Here is a 17,361-nt window from a genome sequence, read left to right on the forward strand (position 1 = left end):
GCAGCGGCTCGCAATTCCGCGAGTCGCAGCCAAGAGTAAGGGTTCTAAATCATGAGTAACACAATCCATAGCGTCGATTTACCGGCGTTTCTTTCGATCCGTCAAGCCGCCTGGAGTCTCGGAGTCAGCGAGTCCGAGGTGTGCATGGCCATCCGTGTCGGCACGCTCCGCGCCAAGCGTCGCCGCTCCCGGCTCGTAATTCCCGCTGCTGAACTGCGGCGTGTGCTGGGCGGTGGTGCGCGATGACCGGGGATGAGTACTCGGAGGTGGTTTCGGGGCTTGATCGGTTGGCCGTGGTTCCGGATGGCGTGCTTGCCGATGTGGTGGCTAGGGACGGGCTGTGTTTCTGGGCGTTCGACCGTGCCGACATGCCGATGGTGCGCGGGGATGGTTCGCCGGATCGTGAGTTGGCGGCCCGGTTGTGTGCTGGGTGTCCGGTGATTGATGAGTGTCTCGAACTCGACTTGCGCACGGCCGGTGCGAACACGGTCGGGGTGTGGGGCGCGTTGCCGGACACCGTACGTCGGGCGCTGTATCCGGTGTGGCTGCGTCGCCGGGGCGGTGATGCACGATGACAGTCTCGCTGACGACGACACAGGTTCTGGCCGGGGCTGGCGTCCTGCTGCTGCTGTTCACGGTCTGGCGGGCAAGTGCCCGTAAAGCTCGTGAGGCTGCCGACGCGGCACGGGCTAGCGCCCGGGTGGTGTCGCTGGCCGGACGAGTGCTCTTCACGGGTGCCGCGTTCGTGGGTGTCCAGTGGCTGGTGATCACGCACCCGGGTAACCCGCTGCTGCTCGTGGTGGTGCTGGCGGTGCCGGACCTGATCGCCGCCCATGTCCTGACACGGGCGCTGACAGTGACCACGATGGACACCGGTACGACACGGCGCCGGGGTGGTGGTCGCCGATGACCACGAACGAGAGCACGCGGGCGGGTCGGCTCGCCCGGGAGGCTGCCGACGCTGCCGAGGTCCGGCGCTGGCAGTCCCACCCGGACGTGGTCGCGTGGCGGGTGGAGCGTGTCCGGCGGCAGGTTGACCGCCTGTGCTGGGCGGGCATCGTGTTGGGTCTGGCGTTCACGACGGCGAACGTGCAGTGGTTCGCCGCCGCTGGCGCCGAGGTGGGTTCGCTGCCGTGGCTGACGGCCTGGCTGCTCGATCCGACGGTGTGCCTGGTCCTGCTGGCCATCCTGCGGGCAGAGCAAGTGACCGCGCGGTATCAGGTCCACACGGGACGGTGGGTGCGTGCGGCGAAGTGGCTCACGCTGGCCGCCACGTATGTCATGAACACGTGGTCATCGTGGGCCGCCGGGTCCCCTGCCGGGGTGGTGCTGCACTCGGTGCCGCCCGTGGTCGTGTTCGTGGCCGCCGAAGCGGTCACCGACTTGCGGGACAAGTTGACGGACGCGGTTCACGTCGCGGTCACCACGTCCATGAACCGGACCGAGGTTCATGAACCCGTCGTGGACGAACCGGCCGCGACGGTGGCCGAGGGGCGTCCGGTGCGACGGAAGCTGTTCGCCGAGTATCTGGCCGACGCACGGGCCGCGTGGACGGCCGACGTGGTGATCTCTCCGACATGGGTGCGGCAGGCCACCGGCTGTTCCCGTGGTCTGTCCTCCCGGCTCGCTGCCGCACTGGCTGCCGAGGTGGTGCGCCATGACCAGTGATTTGGAGCGGTCCGGGGAGCGGGGTGTCGAACACGTCGGCCCGGTGCTGGACGGCGAACTGGTGGACGACACGCTGCCGCAGCCACGGCGCCGGACGGTGCGGCGACGGTTCGGGCGGTGGTGCCGTCGGGTGTGGCAGTCCGGGCCGGTGACGCGGGCTCGGTCGGTGGCCGCCTACCGGGCGCGGAAGGTGCCGCGCGATGTGGTGCGGCTGGTGTGGTTCGTGCTGCGCGGGAACTGGCGGTGGCTGCTGAAGTTCTGGAGCTGGGCCACGTATGCCGATCTGCGGGCGGACGCGCGGCGGGCACGGCTGGCCGGGGACGCCGACGCGCGGCGGACTGCACAGGAGCTGATCAGGGCGGATGCCGTGGCGCGGTGGGCGAAGGTCGGTATCGCGTTGCGGCGTTTCGTGATCGCGGTGCGGGTGCTGGCACCGGTTGCCGCTGTGTTGTGGACGGTGAACGCGTTCATGAACCGGGCGGACATGTGGACGTGGCTGGCCGAGATCTACACGGGACTGGACGCGGCATGGTCGGTGCTCACGGTGGCGGTTCCGTTGGTGTTGTGGGTGGTGCCGTTGGTGTTGGTGGTTGCGGCCGCGTTCGAGGGACGCGACCGCACTCCGGGCGCGGGCTGGCTGGTGCGGCCGGATCGTGACGACGCGGACTCGTGGATTGACGAACGGATGATTTCCCGGGCGCTGGCGCATCTTGGTATCAGTCCGTTGGACAGGTTCTTTAAGGACGGTGGCGAACTCGACTACACCGTGGCCGCGCGGAAGGACGGTGACGGCACGGCCGCCCAGGTTCGGTTGCCGATGGGTGTCACGGCTGACATGGTCGCCGCGCGACGGTCGAAGCTGGCGGCAAACCTTGGACGGGCTTCGCTGGAAACCTGGGCCACCAAAGGAGAAGAGGACGGAATCCTTGATCTGTGGATCGCTGATAAAGGTGCCCGCGGCGCCGGCGACTGGCCCCTGGTCCACGATGGACAGACGGACGTTTTCGAGGGTGTCCCGTTCGGACTTTCCCAACGTGGCACGGTAATCAACGCCCCGTTGATCGGCGTCAACTGGCTGGTCGGTGGCAGGCCCGGACAAGGGAAGTCCTCCGCACTGCGGACGCTCATGCTCGGTGCGGCACTCGACCCGACCGCCGAACTCTGGGCGTTCGTCATGGGCGAGTCGCCCGACTTCGGCCCGTTCGCACCCCGGTTGTCCCGCTACCGCATGGGAATGGACGACAGTGTCGCCGAGGCTGCGACGCAAGCACTGGCGGACCTGCTGACCGAAATGGAGCGACGCGGCAAGGTCCTCGGGGAACAGCCGGGCAGTCCGCCGAAGGTGTCGCGCAAGCTGGCCGACAAACGCGCGTTGGGCTTGCACCCGCTGGTCTGCGGGATCGATGAGTGTCACGAACTGTTCCAGCACCCCAAGTTCGGAAAGCGAGCCGCCGAACTGGCGGTACGGCTGATCAAACGCGGCCGCAAGTACGGGATTGTTCTTCTGCTGGCGACCCAATCGCCCACAAAGGACAGCATCCCCCGGGAGATCACCCGCAACATCGCGTGTGGTGTCGCGTTCTCGGTGGCTGATCAGGTCGCCAACGATGGGCTACTCGGATCGGGCAAGTACGCGGCCGGTATCCGGGCGACCGACCTACGGATCAACACCGACCGTGGAACCTGTGTCGCCGTCGGCATCACGGACGAGATTTTCGAGCTGGTACGGACGTTCTATGTGCCGTTCGAGGATGGGACCGACGACGTGTCACCCGTCATCGCGCGCGCCATGGCGCTGATCGAGGACGCGGGCCACGCGATCGGGTCCAGCGCGCGGCCGGAACTCGACGCGGCACCCGCCGCCGTCGCCGATCCTCTGGCCGATGTGGACACGGTGATGAACGGCGAACGGCGAGTCAGGACTCAGGTCATCCTGACGCGGTTGGCGCGGCACGACCCCGGCGAGTACGAGGGATGGACGTTCCGAGACCTGACAGCCGCGCTCGCCGTGCACGGGATCGCACCGGTCAAGTCGGACGGCGTGAAGGTCATCCGCGCCGAGGACGTGGCCGCCGCGTTCGCCGACCGAGACAGGGAGCAGGACAGGGACGCGGCAGGGATGCAGGGAGATCTCCCTACCGAGTCCCTGGACCAAAGTCCCGGTGTTGACCAGGGCAAACACGGTTCAGGGACTCCAGGGACCAGCCGACGGACCACCCCGGAACCGGGCCGGAATCCCGGTGTTCCGGGGACACGGCGAAGTCCCTCCCGGTCGCCCGGCAGCGCGGACGAGGTGCCTGATCGCGCCTCATCCGCACGGCCAACCACCACTCACCAGGACCCGAAAGGCAGCGACCATGACCACCACACCGACCAAACCGAGGACAGCCAAGACAACGGGAACGGCCAACCGGACACCCCGGACGGTGACCGCGCGGACGGCCCGCATGACAGTGACCAGCCGGACGCCGACTCACCCCGGGACGCTGGACAGGGCACCGCCGCGCACGGCGCTGAGAGGGCCGCAGAGGGCTCCGTGTTGTCCGCACGGGACCGGGAGTGGATACGTGCCAGTGTGCGCGCCCTGGCCCCTGCTACCGATGAGGAGATCACGGGGTGGTGCGACGTCATCAATCACGCCCGCACCCGGCACAAGGCCGCACTGAATCACATCACGTAAGAAAGTTTGAGTGGCACAAAAGTGAGGGCCGACCCGTTTTGCGCGGATCGGCCCTCACTGGTTTGCGGGTGGTGCCCGGTCAGGGCGTGGCAGGGAGGGTGTGTCCGTCCCAGTCGAACCGGGTCACCGCGAAGTCGCCGGAGCGGGCGTGCGGTCGCAACGTGAGCGCGGGGAACGCGCGTCGGACCATTGCCCGCAGTACCTCCGTGTCCCCGGCTGCTTCAGCTTCATCCCAGACGGCGGCGACGTCCTCACCCGGAATCCCGCCACCCAACCCGCTATCGGTGTCGTCCAAAGACGCTAGTTCCTTGTTCAACTCGGTGAGCCGCTTCAAAATAGGGGCCATAGCCTTGTCCACACGCTTTTCACCCCACGTTCCGACCTTGACCGCGAGATTATCAGCGGTCTCATCAAGCCGAGTGATTTCCTGAGTCAGTTCCTCACGCCGCTGAGAGGAACGCGCCAACCGCCGCGCCACCTGATCGGCATGACGCGGGTCGGACAACCGCTCCTTGACCGCGTGCGCGACAGCGCGATCCGCGATCAGACCGTCCATGTAGTTCTTCCCGCACCCCAACGGCTGATCCACGTTACGACGACACCGGTACTCCCGGTTCGGCGACCCGTCCGGATACGGGCGCGACGTCTTACGCACTTGAGCGATCATCGGACCACCACATCCCCCGCAGCGCACCAACCCGGCAAGCAGATGCCGCCGCCCGGCCGGACGTCCCCGTTTCCGGCCGTCGAACAACGCACACAGCCGCTCCCACTCCTCCCGCGACACAATCGGGTCCATGTCCTTCCGGACAGTGATGATCTCCCCGTTATGGGCACGCAACCCCGCCATACTCGGCCGCCGCAACGCGAGAGACAACGTGAACCGCTGCCAGTGAAACCCGTCCACCGTGCGGATATCCCGCTCCCGCAAGTCACGCACCACCGACGACAAGGCTTCCCCGCCCAGCAACCGGCGGTAACACTCCCGGATCACCTCGCGTTCCGCCTCCACGATCTCGGCCGCGACCAGCTCACGCGGGTCGCCCTGCTCCCACCCTTCCGGTTTCGGTGCCCACCCCACCGTGCCGAACCCCCGGGGTCCGCCCGGCCTGCGACCCCGCTTCGCACCCCGCGTGTGTCCGCTCTTGACCCGCTCACTGATCTTGTCCGATTCCCCAGCCGCCGCCACGATCGCTTCCCGGAAATGCCGACGGCCGTCCGCCGTGGTCAGGTCATAGCTGCCCGACAGTGACCAGACCAGAATTCCCTGAGAGGCCAGGTCGACCAGACGCTCGCCCTCCATCACCTTCCGGGAAAACCGGTACAGGTCCAGCACGATCACCCCGTCCGACGCGCCGGACTCCAAGCGGGTCATGAGCTTGTTCCAGTCCGGGCGCACGACCTTCGGTTTCCACGCTGACAGCGAGTTGTCCTTGAACACGTGACCGACCCGGCCGCCGCGCCGCACCACCTCAGCCGAACAGGACTCGATCTGTTCGTTCACGTTGATCTCGTCCCCGTTGACGGCGTACGACAACCGGGCGTACACATCCACCAAGGGACCCTGACCAGGCATTTCAACGCTCATACCATCATGTTACTAATGACATGCACGACTGGTGGAAGCTGCACAGCAGCACGAGGTTCCGGAGGTCGGTGGGGCCTCCGTCTGCCCAGTGATGGATGTGGTGGGCGTGGCAGTTCTTCGGCTTGCGATGACACCCGGGGAACGCGCAACCCCCGTCACGGGTGTTGAGTGCCCGTCGTTGCCCGGGGGTGACGAATCGTCTCAGTCGTCCCACGTCCAGCGGCTCACCGGCCGCGTTCATCACGACCGGGAGCATCAGGCAGTCGCAGGCGGCCATCCGTGCTTCGCGGGCGGTCATGGTTCCGACGAAGTCCACGCACGCCATACCCAGGCCCGTTTTCAACTCGTCGAGACCGATCGTCACATGGATCAACGTCCGGTAGCCGCTCGTCCCAGGCTGATCCGGGCACGCAACCGCGAGATCCACCAGGTCGACCCATGCGTCACCTTGACGCTCAGCCTTCGTGCGCAGATCCACTTGGCCGAACTCATCCATCGGGCGAGGCTTGGCGTAAGCCTCGAGTGCCGCGGCGGTCCGGGCCCCTGACTCGTCGTCGAGGAGGCCGTTGAGTTTCCAGTAGCCGTCTTTGCGGCGTTCCAGGGTGAGTTCGCGGCGGGGTTGGGTGGGTTCGGGATCCTTCGGCTCCTTGCCGTCCGGGTCCAGCCAGCCCAGTAGCTGGTCCCCGAGGTCCGATATCTGCTGCGGTCCGGCCTTCCGGGCGAGATCGGCGAGGGTTGTCTCCGCGTGCTCCCGATCCTCCACCGATACCTCGGCGGGGATTTTCCGGAGGATCTCCACGATCTGCTTGATCCGTTCCTCGCCGATCGCGCCCTCCGCCGCCGCCACGCTGGTGGCGGGTGCGAAAGCCGGGATCTCGGTGCCGTCCAGGGCACGCGTGGGGTTCAGATCGACAGCACGCCTCACATACGGCCGCGCTTCGCCCTGGCTCAGTCCGGCGACATCGGCGAACCACGCCACCGTCGTCCCATACCCGAACAAATCCTTCGCGCCACGAGCCTCGATCTCCGCCAGGTATTGCCCCAACCCGGCGGAGGCGACCCGCATCACCTGCAAGAACTGCTGCACGCCATGCGCAAGCTCCAGCTTGCCAGCACGCCACAACTCCTGCGGCAACTCGGGAACAAAGGTCTCGGACACCCCACAAGAATACCGCAAACCTATCGAACATGTGTTCGTAATTTTAGGCAACAGGCAGCCCGCGCATTCACCACTAAGGGGTGATTTCAGCGGAAAGCCGCCGCTACTCGGCGCGACATCGAACGTCGGCCACCGCATTTAGTCAACTAGATGCATCGGGTCGCCCGGCGCGACATCCGAACCGTTGCCGTAAAACGGCCACGCCCCTCCGCTCGCGCCCCACCGTCACCCCCGACGAAACCGGCACGAACGCCACCACCCGCATTTAGTCGACTAAACGCGCAAGGTCACCCAGCAGATCCGGAATTCTTGCGCTGATTCGCATTGAAGCGCGCCTTCTTCTGGCGATTCCCGCAAGTGTTCATGTCGCACCATCTCCGGGTACGACTTTGGCTCGTGTCGAAAAAGGCGGCCTGACAGGTCGGCGATGCACATAAGGCCAGTTTCCCGTCCCGCTCGCCCGCGATGACGCTGATCGCGTCGGCGGCGATCACGCCGAGGGCGTCTTCCACGCGGGAAACCTGCCATCGCCGAGCGCCTTCGGCTGTCAGGACGGCCGCCGCCCGCCCCTGAAAGCTGCGCTCATTGATGACTTGTACGGCGGACGTGGGGAGGGCGTTCTGGGTCGCGGCCGCCGTCGCGGCGGCGTGGATCGACTCCCTCAGTTCCCGGGCGAGGTCGAGTTGGGCGGTGGTGCAGGAGTCCACGGCGAGACCGTTCACCGCCAGCCAGTCGACGAGCCGGTGCGGCACGGGAATGCGCTCCACGGCGTCGCCCTGACGCTCCGTCAAGGTCGCCGTGAAGCTGGTCGCGAGCACGCTACCGAGGCGGAAGTCGGGGAATCCGGCAGACATGGAACCACCTTAGCCGGTTGCGAGTCGGCACGAAGACCTGTTAGAACCGTCTTAGCCGGTTCCACACAGCTCAGGAGGTCACATGTCCCGTTCGACCAGCGACGTCCAAGCATTCGAAGCCCGAGCAACCGACGCGGACCTCGACGATCTGCGCACGCGACTGGCCGCGGCGCGGCTACCGGAGGCCGAGACGGTCCATCGCGAGGGGCCCGACCGCTGGGACCAGGGCGTTCCTCTCGCCGACCTCGTCGAGGTCGTGGACTACTGGCGCACCGGGTACGACTGGCGGTCGTTCGAAACGCGCCTCGACCGGATCGGCCAGTTCCGCACGGTCATCGACGGGCTGGGAATCCACTTCCTGCACCGCCGGTCCGCGCGCGTGGACGCCACTCCGCTGATCTTGACGCACGGCTGGCCGGGCAGTGTCGCCGAGTTCGTCGACGTGGTGGACGAGCTGGCTGATCCGAAAGACGCGGACGCGCCGGCGTTCCATGTCGTGGTTCCGTCATTGCCCGGCTTCGGTTACAGCGACAAGCCGACCCGCACCGGGTGGGGAACCGAGAAGATCGCGGCCGCATGGGTGGAACTGATGGGGAGGCTCGGTTACGGCGAATTCCTGGCCCATGGCGGCGATTGGGGAGGCAACATCACCACGGTTCTCGGCGGCAGGTTCCCGGAGCACGTCCTCGGGATCCACACGACGTTCGCGGAGTCGCCGCCCGGGATGACCACGGACGGGCTGACGGCGGCCGAGCGCGCGTGGACCGAGGAGACCCACGATTTCTGGCATCACCGCGCGGCGTACGCGAAGCAGCAGGCGACCCGCCCGCAGACCATCGGTTACTCGCTCGTCGACTCACCGGTCGGGCTGCTCGCCTGGATCCTGGACAAGTTCGCCGAGTGGTCGGACACCGAGGACAGCCCGTTCGAGACGATTTCCCGGGACCGGATTCTCGACGACGTCACCCTGTACTGGCTGACGCGGTCCGGAGCGTCCTCGGCCCGCATCTACTACGAAAGCCACAACTCGCTCGACCCCGAACTGACGGTCGACGTCCCGTCGGCGATCACCATCTATCCTCGTGACATCGAGAAGTATCCGCGCGCCTGGGCGCAGGAGAGGTACCGGCAGATCGTCCGATGGAGGGCGCCCGAAACCGGGGGACATTTCCCGTCGCTGGAGGTTCCCGAATACTTCGTCAACGACCTGCGAGAGGGCCTCGCGGCGGTGATGGCCGCCCGTCGGTGATCATTCAGACAAGCGCCTTCACGTAACGACGGCAGGGAACCGAAATCGGCCCGTCCGGACCGGGCGCCTGGTTGTCGAATTCGCCCTTGTCCACCCAGCCGCACCGCTCGTAGAACCGCCGCGCCCGCGCGTTTCCCGGTGCCACGGCGAGCCAGGCGCGCGAATGCCCGCCATCGCCCACGAGCCGTTCGGCCTCCGCGAGCAGTCCTCCGGCCACCCCGCTCCCGCGATGATCCGACGAGACGTAGACCTGCTCGACCTCGTCGCCGACGACCATCACGAATCCCGCCACTTCGCCGTTCACCAAGGCGACAGCGGTATCGCCGACGCGGTCCGCGGCTCGTTCCCAGAACGAATCGCGGGTGCGGACCCGGACGAGTTCGTCGGGCACGTTGCCGAGATGGCCGTCCTGCCAGCCGTGGTACCAGATGCGCGCGACGGCGTCGGCGTCCGCGGCGGTCGCCGGCCGAAGTGTCAAAGGCATGACACGGAGTCTAGGAAACCAGCGCGCCGATCCGCCGTTCCACCTCGTCCGCGCTCGCGTTCCCGGCGACCAGGGTCACCACCCGTTCCCCGTCGTCCGCCAGCAAGGTCGGGTATCCGGTGACCCCCAGGTCCCGTGCCCGCCGGAAATCGGCCGCCGCGGAAACCCGGTCCAGCGCGGCCTCGACGGCGTCCCCGTCCAGACCCGCCCGCTGCGCGACGACGCGATACGTCGAGACGTCGGACAGGCTCAGCCCGTCGAGGTAGAAAGCCTCCTGCAGCAAGGCCGCGAGCCGCACCGCGCGGTCCGGCGCGACTTCGCGCAAGGCCGCCATCCCGCAGGCGGCGGCCTCGGAGTCCATGACGAACTCGCCGTCCGCGATGAGCCGTTCGTAACTCTCCCCGAACGGGGCCCCGGTTCGGCGGGTGATCTCGGCGTTGGCTCCCTGGACGTAGCCGAACTGCCGGATCGGCACCCGGCGCCCGCCGATGAACAGGCCGCCGGACACCACCTCGACCGGCAGGTCCGGATGCCGGTGCGCGACGTCGGCCATGGTCCTGGCGAAGCCGTAGGACCAGCCGCAGTACGCGTCGAAGACATAAATGAGCCTCATGACCAGACCCAACGATGCCTGACGAGTCAGATATTCCTACCGGAGCCTGGGGAGTGCGTCACGTGCGGAATGGCTCAGCGTCCGAAGGTCCTGCGTGAACTGTTCGCGATGGTCCGCGGGCAGCGGGTCGAGGAAGAGCCGCTGGATGTTCTCGACGTGCACCCGCGCCGCCCGCACGGTCGTCTCCTCACCCGTTTCGGTCAGCCGCACGAGTTGCACGCGGCGGTCTTCGGCGTCGGAGGCGCGCACTACCAGGCCGAGGGTCGTCATCCGGTCGACCAGCCGGGTCGCGCCGCCGGTGGTCAGCACCTGCTCCTGCGCGATCGCGCGCATGCTCATCCCGGACTCACCCGCCCTGCCGACGATCAGCAGGACTTCGAACATCAGGTGCGAGATCCCGCATTCGGCCTCCAGCGCGCGGCCGAGCAGGTATTCGAGCCGGTTCGCCGCGCCCATCATCCGCCCGAAAGCGACCACACGCGGGTCGTAGGCGGCTTCTTTCGCCGTGGTGATGCCCATTTCAGCTCCCTGCCGACAAGGCCAAATAGACGTCGAGCTGTTCGGTGAACTCGGTCAGATCGGCGCCGAGCAGTTCGCTCGCCCGCCCGATCCGGTACCGCAAGGTGTTGACGTGGACGTGCAGCTCCCGCGCGGCCCGCGTCGGCGAGCCGGAGCATTCGAGGAAGACGCGCAGAGTGTGCACCAGATCGGTGCCCTGCTCCGCGTCGTAGCTCAGCAGCGGGCCCAGCACCCGCCGCCGCAACGCCGCCCGGAGTTCGTCGGGCGCGCCCGCGAGCAGCAGCCGGTGCATGCCGATCTCGCCGCCGGGGACGACCTCGACCGTGCCCGGCCGCATCCCCGCCACTGCCAGCGCGTAGCGCGCGACCTCTTTCGCGCCCCGCAGCACCGAAACCGGGGAACGGTCGCTGATCCCGATCAGCACCCGGCGGCACGGCAGCAGCGATTCCACTCCCGTCAGCGCGGCCGTCACGGTGGCGGGCCAGTCTTCCGGCCACTCGCCGTCGTCCTCGGCCAGCGCCCAGGTCGTCTCCCCGGCGGGTCCGACGAGGGCGCCCGGCGGCAGCAGTTCGGTCAGGATCCCGCGTGCCGCTTCGGATCCCTCGGTGCGGGCGACGACGACGCGCAGATCGCCGCGCAGCCCGGTCGCGGTCAGCGCCGCGTGCGGATCGCCTCCCTCGTCGAGCGCGGCCAGCAACGGTTCGAGCACCCTGTCGGTGACCGCGCGGACCTCGTCCGCCCTGGTCCGCGCGAGCCCGATCAGCCCGGCGAGTTCTTCGGCGATCTCCGCCTGCGCGGCGGTCAGCGCGCCGCCGATCGCGAGCAGCCACGGAAGCGCTTGCCTGCCGCCGACCGGCCGGACGGAGACGTCGTCCGCCTCCAGGGCGCGTCCGCCCGCGGCGACGAAGCGCCGCACCAGGTCGGCCGGCGCGACGGCGGGCACGACCCAGCAGGGGAGGCCGATCTCGGCGTGGGCCCGGTCCAGCAGCGTTTCCACCGACGCGTCTTCGGCCGCCGCGGAAAGCAAACGTTTGCGAGCGCCTTCCCCGGCCGCGGCCAGCGCCAGCACGACGCGTTCGGTGACGACCGAGAACGACAGGTCCGTCGGCACTTCCAGCAACGGGATCCGGTGTCGCGTGCACGCTTCGACGAGGTCTTCGGGGATCCCGTCGGAATCCGCTCCGGAAGCCGCCAGCGCCACGGCCCCGGCCTTCGCCAGCGCGGCGACGAAGGCCTCGGAATCGCCCGGCCCGCGCCACCACAGCAACCCGCTCAGGACGAGCTCGCCCGCCGACACGTACCGCCCGGGATCGGGCAGTTCGGTGACGAAGATCCGGGAGACCGGACGGTCGAGCAGTGCCGTCCCGGCGCGGACGCGCAAGCGCAACCCGGGAAGCGCGAGCAGAGTTTTCACGGTCGTCATCAGGTTTGTAGGAAAGCACAAAACGACAGGTGCGTGCAGGGGAGATTTCATGCTTCGGCACCGTTGCCGCCATACGGGCGCAGGGCGTCTACTGAGTCAGCCGTCACAGAACGCCGCCGAACCGAGGAGCCCGAGAGTGGATTTCCTGCGCCCCAGCTCGCTGACCGAGGCGCTCGCCGTCAAGGCCGAGCGACCCGACGCGGTGCCCATCGCGGGTGGCACGGATGTCATGGTGGAGCTCAACTTCGACCACCGCCGTCCCGGCGCGCTGCTCGATCTCAACCGCGTCACCGAACTCGCCGGGTGGACCGAGACCGACGGCGAGATCCGGCTCGGCGCGTCCGTGCCCTACGTCCGGGTGATCGCTGAGCTGGGTGAAGTTCTGCCCGCGTTGGCGATGGCTTCGCGCACCGTCGGGTCGCCGCAGATCCGCAACCGCGGCACCGTCGGAGGGAACCTGGGCGCCGCCTCGCCCGCCGGCGACACGCATCCCGTGCTGCTCGTGCTCGGCGCCGAGATCGAGGCCGCGTCGGTCCGCGGGACGCGGAGGATCCCGGCCGAGGAGTTCTATCTCGGCGTCAAACGCCACGCCCTCGAACCCGACGAGCTGATCACCGCGGTGTACCTGCCCGCCGAGGCCGGTCCGCAGCAGTTCGCCAAGGTCGGGACGCGCAACGCGATGGTCATCGCGGTCTGCTCGTTCGCGGTGGCCCTGCACCTGGGCACCCGCGAGGTCCGCGCCGCCGTCGGCTCGGCCGCGCCGACCCCGCGCCGGGCGACCGCCGCCGAAGAATTCCTCTCCGCCGAACTTCCCTGGTCCACCAAGGCTTCGATCACGGACTCGGTCAAACGCCGGTTCGGCGAGCTGGTGTCGGAGGCGTCGTCGCCGATCGACGACGTCCGCGGCAGCGCCGACTACCGCAAACACGCGTTGTCCGTCCTGGCGCGGCGGACGCTGACCTGGGCGTGGAACGACTTCCAGAAGGGTGAACGCGAGTGCGCGTGAACGTGACGATCAACGGCGAGTCCCGGCAGGCCGACGACGTCTGGGAGGGCGAGAGCCTGCTCTACGTGCTTCGCGAGCGGCTCGGCCTCCCGGGCTCCAAGAACGCCTGTGAACAGGGCGAATGCGGGTCCTGCACGGTGTATCTCGACGAGGTCCCGGTGTGTTCGTGCCTGGTCGCGGCCGGTCAGGTCGAGGGCCGCCAGGTCCGCACGGTCGAAGGGCTCGCCGACGGCGACAAGCTGGACAGGGTCCAGCAGTCCTTTGTGGACGCGGGCGCCGTCCAATGTGGCTTCTGCACCCCCGGCCTCGTGGTGGCCGCGCACGATCTGCTCAACCGGGTCGAGAACCCGGCCGACGAGGAGATCCGCGAGGCGCTGGCGGGGAACCTGTGCCGGTGCACCGGGTACGAGAAGATCCTCGACGCCGTCCGGTTGGCCGCGACCAGGGGAGAAACCGCGTGAAGACCGTCATCGAGAACGCCGCGATCGCGACCGTCGACGGCGAGGGCACCGAACACGCCTCGGGCCACGTCGTCATCGAGAACGACCGCATCACGGCGGTCGGCGAAGGCAGGGCTCCCCAGGACGACTACGACGAACGCGTCGACGGCTCCGGATACCTCGTCACGCCCGGGCTGATCAACACCCATCACCACCTGTACCAGTGGGCCACGCGCGGCCTCGCCGCCGACCACACGCTCTTCGAATGGCTCGTCGCGCTGTACCCGATCTGGGGCAGGCTCGACGCCGGGATCACGCACGCGGCGGCCACCGCCGGGCTCACCCGGCTCGCGACCACCGGCTGCACCACGGTCGCAGACCATCACTACGTCTTCCCGCATGACGGCGGTGACCAGGTCGAGGCGCTCGCCGCCGCGCGGATCCGCGTCGGCGTGCGGCTGCACGTCGTCCGCGGCTCGATGGACCGCGGCGAGTCCCAGGGCGGGCTGCCGCCGGACAACCTCGTCGAGGAGACCGAGGCCGCGCTGCTCGGGACCGAGGCCGCGATCGACCGGTTCCACGACGGCTCCGCGGGCGCGCACCTGCAGATCGCGGCCGGACCGTGCTCGCCGTTCTCGGTGAGCGAGCGGCTGATGACCGGCGCGGCGGAATTGGCGCGGCGCAAGGGGGTCCGTCTCCACACGCACCTCGCCGAGACGGTCGACGAGGAGAAGCAGTGCCTCGCCGAGGTCGGCTGCACCCCGGCCGAGTACGCCGACAAACTCGGCTGGCTGGCCGACGACGTCTGGCTCGCGCACTCGATCCACCTCGCCCCGGAAGCGATCCGGCGGATGGGCGCCACCGGCACCGGCGCGGCGCACTGCCCGACGTCGAACGGGCGGATCGGCGCCGGGATCGCACCGGTCCGGCAGCTGCTCGACGCCGGGGTGGCGGTCGGGCTGGGCGTCGACGGCGCCGCGTCCAACGAATCCGGCGGCCTCGGCGAAGAGCTGCACCAGTCGCTTCTGCAGGCGCGCCAGCGTGGCGGACCGCGTGCGCTGACCACGCGCGAGGCACTGTGGATGGGCACGATGGGCGGTGCGCGCTGCTTGGGCCGGGAGAAGGACCTCGGCTCGATCGAGGCGGGCAAACTCGCCGACCTCGCGGTCTGGGACCTGAACGGGCTGAACTACGCGGGCATCACCGACCCGGTCGCCGCGCTGGTGCTCGGCGCCACGCCGCCGATCGCGCGGCTGTTCGTCGGCGGCGCGACCGTGGTGACCGGCGGGACGCTGCGCGAGGAATCCGAAGACGAGATCGCCCGCGAGCTGGCCGTGGCCAGTGCCCGGCTGAGGGAGACGCTATGACCTCCACGCAGACGACCACCGAAGTCTCCAAGCAGACCGCCACCGCCACCGACAACGGCGTGGGCACGAGCCCGCGCCGCCCGGACGGCACGGTCAAGGTGCGCGGCGAGTTCGCCTACTCCTCGGACCTGTGGCACGAGGACATGCTGTGGGGCGCGACGCTGCGCAGCCCGCATCCGTACGCGCGGATCACCGGCATCGACATCACCGACGCCCTTGCCGTGCAAGGGGTCTACGCCGTGCTGACCCACGAAGACGTACCGGGCGTGAACAAGTACGGCCTGGAGCACTCCGACCAGCCGGTGCTCGCCGTCGACGTCGTGCGCTACCAGGGCGAGCCCGTCGCGCTCGTCGCCGCGGACCACCCCGAGACCGCGCGCCGCGCGATGAAGCGGATCAAGGTCGCCTACGAGGTCCTGGAGCCGGTGACGGATTCCGAGAAGGCCGCCGCCGGCGAAGGCGCCGAGCTGCACTCCGGCGGGAACGTCGTGCGGTACGCGAAGATCCGGCACGGCGACCAGTCGGTCGAGGCCGACGTCGTGGTGTCCGGTGTCTACGAAGTCGGCATGCAGGACCAGGCCTTCCTCGGGCCCGAGTCGGGTATGGCGATCCCGGACACCGAAGGCGGTGTCGACCTTTACGTCGCCACGCAATGGCTTCACGTCGACCAGCAGCAGATCGTGGCCGCGCTGGGCCTGCCCAAGGACAAGGTGCGGCTGACGCTCGGCGGGGTCGGCGGCGCGTTCGGCGGCCGCGAGGACCTTTCGATCCAGGTCCACGCGTGCTTGCTGGCGCTGCACACCGGCAAGCCGGTCAAGATGGTCTACAACCGCGAGGAATCGTTCTACGGCCACGTGCACCGCCACCCCGCGAAGATGTACTACGAGCACGGCGCTGATAGCGACGGCCGGCTCGTCTATGTGAAGGCGAAGCTGTACCTGGACGGCGGTGCGTACGCCTCGTCCACCGGCGCGGTGGTCGCGAACGCGGCCACCCTCGGCGTCGGACCGTACAATGTGGACAGTGCTTCGGTCGACTGCTGGGGCGTGTACACGAACAATCCGCCCTGCGGCGCGATGCGTGGCTTCGGCGCGGTGCAGGCGGGGTTCGCCTACGAGTCCCAAATGGACAAGCTCGCCGAAGCCTGCGGCATCGACCCGGTCGACATCCGGATCCTGAACGCGATGGAGGAAGGCAGTCTCATGCCGACCGGGCAGGTGGTCGACTCGGCCGCCCCGGTGGCCGAACTGCTGGAACGCCTGCGCGCCAAGCCCTTGCCGGTCGCACACGAAGAACTGGACCTGCGCCGGATGCCCGGCGGCGTCTCCAACACCACCCACGGCGAGGGCGTCGTCCGGGGAGTCGGGTACGCGGTCGGCATCAAGAACATCTGCTTCTCCGAGGGCTTCGACGACTACTCGACGGCCCGCGTGCGGCTGCAACTCGTCGGAGGCGAACCCGCGGCGACCGTGCACACCGCCGCCTGCGAGGTCGGCCAGGGCCTCGTGACGATCATGCAGCAGATCGTGCGGACCGAACTCGGCATCGAGCAGGTGACGATCCTGCCGATGGACACCAACATCGGCAACGGCGGTTCGACGTCGGCGTCCCGGCAGAGTTACGTCACCGGCGGCGCGGTCCAGGCCGCGTGCGTCGCGGTGCGATCCGGGCTGCACAAGCATTTGGCGGGCAAGCTCGCCGCGGACGGGAAGCTGAACGTCGTCGGAGGCAAGGTCGTCGGAGCCGACGGCAGTGTGCTCGCCGATCTCGCGGACGTGCTCGGCGACGAGGTCTTCGACGAGGTCGTCGAATGGCGTCACCGTCCGACGACGCCCATCGATCCCGAGACGGGGCAAGGGAACGCGCACGTCCAGTACGGCTTCGCGGCGCACCGAGCGGTCGTGGACGTCGACACCGAACTCGGGCTGATCAAGGTCGTCGCGCTCGACTGCGCGCAGGACGTCGGCAAGGCGCTCAACCCGCAGGCGGTGCTCGGCCAGATCCAGGGCGGCTCCGCGCAGGGCCTCGGGCTCGCGGTGATGGAGGAGATCCAGACCGTCGACGGGAAGATCCGCAACCCGTCGTTCACCGACTACCTGATCCCGACCGTGCTGGACATGCCGCCGATGGACATCGACGTCCTGGAGCGGCCCGACCCGAACGCGCCGTACGGTCTGCGCGGGGTCGGCGAACCGCCGACGATCTCGTCCACCCCGGCGATCGTCGCGGCCATCCGCGCGGCCACCGGGCTGGCGCTGCCCCGCGTCCCGGTGCGCCCCGAACACCTCACCGGCACCTGAGAAACCCGTAC

At 68.6% G+C, this 17,361-nt stretch carries 16 protein-coding genes; 9 read left to right on the forward strand and 7 right to left on the reverse strand.

Going from position 1 to position 17,361, the window contains the following annotated elements; translation table 11 throughout:
- Window positions 1–242 precede the first annotated feature (242 nt).
- From ACLJRM_RS23145 to ACLJRM_RS23160, 4 genes are read left to right on the forward strand one after another with little or no spacing between them, the layout of a single operon-like run.
- Window positions 243–575 carry a WhiB family transcriptional regulator gene (locus ACLJRM_RS23145; RefSeq protein WP_410664267.1) on the forward strand — a complete coding sequence of 111 codons (333 nt, stop codon included), beginning with the start codon at window positions 243–245 and terminating at the stop codon, window positions 573–575.
- The gene (locus ACLJRM_RS23150) at window positions 572–910 is read left to right on the forward strand and encodes a hypothetical protein (protein WP_410664268.1); all 339 of its coding nucleotides are present in this window, start codon (window positions 572–574) and stop codon (window positions 908–910) included. Before ACLJRM_RS23145 ends, ACLJRM_RS23150 begins: the two co-directional genes overlap by 4 nt.
- Window positions 907–1,668: a hypothetical protein gene (locus ACLJRM_RS23155; RefSeq protein WP_410664269.1), complete on the forward strand. Its 762-nt coding sequence runs from the start codon at window positions 907–909 to the stop codon at window positions 1,666–1,668. Before ACLJRM_RS23150 ends, ACLJRM_RS23155 begins: the two co-directional genes overlap by 4 nt.
- Window positions 1,658–4,348, forward strand: a complete 2,691-nt coding sequence (locus ACLJRM_RS23160; RefSeq protein ID WP_410664270.1) for a hypothetical protein — start codon at window positions 1,658–1,660, stop codon at window positions 4,346–4,348. Before ACLJRM_RS23155 ends, ACLJRM_RS23160 begins: the two co-directional genes overlap by 11 nt.
- Window positions 4,349–4,427: 79 nt before the next feature.
- Here the strand turns inward: ACLJRM_RS23160 and ACLJRM_RS23165 are convergent, their stop codons facing one another.
- The 3 genes from ACLJRM_RS23165 to ACLJRM_RS23175 form a co-directional block, all read right to left on the reverse strand.
- A complete protein-coding gene (locus tag ACLJRM_RS23165) occupies window positions 4,428–5,936 on the reverse strand; it encodes a recombinase family protein (RefSeq protein WP_410664271.1) in 1,509 nt (502 codons plus the stop codon).
- A 4-nt stretch (window positions 5,937–5,940) separates the two neighbouring features.
- Window positions 5,941–7,095 carry a DUF222 domain-containing protein gene (locus ACLJRM_RS23170; protein WP_410664272.1) on the reverse strand — a complete coding sequence of 385 codons (1,155 nt, stop codon included), beginning with the start codon at window positions 7,093–7,095 and terminating at the stop codon, window positions 5,941–5,943.
- A 287-nt stretch (window positions 7,096–7,382) separates the two neighbouring features.
- Window positions 7,383–7,949 (reverse strand): CGNR zinc finger domain-containing protein, encoded by a 567-nt coding sequence (locus ACLJRM_RS23175; RefSeq protein ID WP_410664273.1) that lies wholly within the window; start codon window positions 7,947–7,949, stop codon window positions 7,383–7,385.
- An 82-nt stretch (window positions 7,950–8,031) separates the two neighbouring features.
- On the opposite strand from ACLJRM_RS23175, the gene ACLJRM_RS23180 reads away from it, so the two are divergent.
- Complete coding sequence (locus ACLJRM_RS23180) at window positions 8,032–9,198, forward strand: epoxide hydrolase family protein (protein WP_410664274.1); 1,167 nt, start codon at window positions 8,032–8,034, stop codon at window positions 9,196–9,198.
- Window positions 9,199–9,202: 4 nt separating this feature from the next.
- Here ACLJRM_RS23180 and ACLJRM_RS23185 read toward each other — a convergent pair whose 3' ends face one another.
- From ACLJRM_RS23185 to ACLJRM_RS23200, 4 genes are read right to left on the reverse strand one after another with little or no spacing between them, the layout of a single operon-like run.
- A complete protein-coding gene (locus ACLJRM_RS23185) occupies window positions 9,203–9,682 on the reverse strand; it encodes a GNAT family N-acetyltransferase (RefSeq protein ID WP_410664275.1) in 480 nt (159 codons plus the stop codon).
- Between the two features lie 10 nt (window positions 9,683–9,692).
- Entirely contained in the window at window positions 9,693–10,295 is a 603-nt protein-coding gene (locus ACLJRM_RS23190; RefSeq protein WP_410605674.1) for a DsbA family protein, read from the reverse strand.
- A 36-nt stretch (window positions 10,296–10,331) separates the two neighbouring features.
- A complete protein-coding gene (locus tag ACLJRM_RS23195) occupies window positions 10,332–10,814 on the reverse strand; it encodes a MarR family winged helix-turn-helix transcriptional regulator (RefSeq protein WP_410664276.1) in 483 nt (160 codons plus the stop codon).
- 1 nt (window position 10,815) lies between these two features.
- On the reverse strand, window positions 10,816–12,237 hold the full coding sequence (locus ACLJRM_RS23200; RefSeq protein ID WP_410664277.1) for a PucR family transcriptional regulator: 1,422 nt from the start codon (window positions 12,235–12,237) through the stop codon (window positions 10,816–10,818).
- A gap of 136 nt (window positions 12,238–12,373) precedes the next feature.
- Between ACLJRM_RS23200 and ACLJRM_RS23205 the strand changes: the two genes are divergently transcribed.
- Genes ACLJRM_RS23205 through pucD form a run of 4 tightly spaced genes read left to right on the forward strand, consistent with a single transcriptional unit; the run spans window position 12,374 to window position 17,350 of the window.
- Window positions 12,374–13,243 carry an FAD binding domain-containing protein gene (locus ACLJRM_RS23205; RefSeq protein ID WP_410605671.1) on the forward strand — a complete coding sequence of 290 codons (870 nt, stop codon included), beginning with the start codon at window positions 12,374–12,376 and terminating at the stop codon, window positions 13,241–13,243.
- Entirely contained in the window at window positions 13,234–13,704 is a 471-nt protein-coding gene (locus ACLJRM_RS23210) for a (2Fe-2S)-binding protein (RefSeq protein WP_410605670.1), read from the forward strand. Before ACLJRM_RS23205 ends, ACLJRM_RS23210 begins: the two co-directional genes overlap by 10 nt.
- Entirely contained in the window at window positions 13,701–15,050 is a 1,350-nt protein-coding gene (locus tag ACLJRM_RS23215; protein ID WP_410664278.1) for an 8-oxoguanine deaminase, read from the forward strand. Before ACLJRM_RS23210 ends, ACLJRM_RS23215 begins: the two co-directional genes overlap by 4 nt.
- Complete coding sequence (pucD, locus tag ACLJRM_RS23220; RefSeq protein ID WP_410664279.1) at window positions 15,047–17,350, forward strand: xanthine dehydrogenase subunit D; 2,304 nt, start codon at window positions 15,047–15,049, stop codon at window positions 17,348–17,350. Before ACLJRM_RS23215 ends, pucD begins: the two co-directional genes overlap by 4 nt.
- Window positions 17,351–17,361: the final 11 nt, after the last annotated feature.

The organism is Amycolatopsis sp. lyj-84 (assembly GCF_046549075.1).
Lineage (GTDB): Bacteria > Actinomycetota > Actinomycetes > Mycobacteriales > Pseudonocardiaceae > Amycolatopsis.